This is a genomic window from Flavobacterium hydatis (assembly GCF_000737695.1).
Lineage (GTDB): Bacteria > Bacteroidota > Bacteroidia > Flavobacteriales > Flavobacteriaceae > Flavobacterium > Flavobacterium hydatis.
This window is the reverse complement of record NZ_JPRM01000087.1, coordinates 1-698: the sequence shown is the minus strand read 5'-3', so window position 1 is coordinate 698 and position 698 is coordinate 1. Positions and strand designations below refer to the sequence as shown.

At 46.0% G+C, this 698-nt stretch carries 1 protein-coding gene; it reads right to left on the bottom strand.

The window, feature by feature from the left end; translation table 11 throughout:
- Positions 1–698 (bottom strand): hypothetical protein (locus IW20_RS26525; protein WP_035629153.1); only part of this gene is annotated, 698 nt, incomplete at both ends.

Sequence of the window (698 nt, the reverse complement as noted above, 5' to 3'; positions counted from 1 at the left end):
CTTCCTGAGCAGATTCTACTGCCTCCACTTACAGCACCTCCAACGCTCAGAGGATCTACCGTAACGGTTGTAACTTCAGAGGTTGCTTCATCACAACTACCATCTTTTACTACAGCTCTAAACTGGGTTGTCTGAGTCAGGTTACCTGAGGTATACGTGGCTGTGGTATTGCTAATGTTGTTCCAGATGGTAAAAGGACTAACAGCCGATTGCCATTTGATTATAGTTCCAGTATGTCCTGTTAAAGTCAGTTCCGCACTTGGGCTTCCTGAGCAGATTCTACTGCCTCCACTTACAGCACCTCCAACGCTCAGAGGATCTACCGTAACGGTTGTAACTTCAGAGGTTGCTTCATCACAACTACCATCTTTTACTACAGCTCTAAACTGGGTTGTCTGGGTCAGGTTACCTGAGGTATACGTGGCTGTGGTATTGCTAATATCGTTCCAGATGGTAAAAGGACTAACAGCCGATTGCCATTTGATTATAGTTCCAGTATGTCCTGTTAAAGTCAGTTCCGCACTTGGGCTTCCTGAGCAGATTCTACTGCCTCCACTTACAGCACCTCCAACGCTCAGAGGATCTACCGTAACGGTTGTAACTTCAGAGGTTGCTTCATCACAACTACCATCTTTTACTACAGCTCTAAACTGGGTTGTCTGAGTCAGGTTACCTGAGGTATACGTGGCTGTGGTATT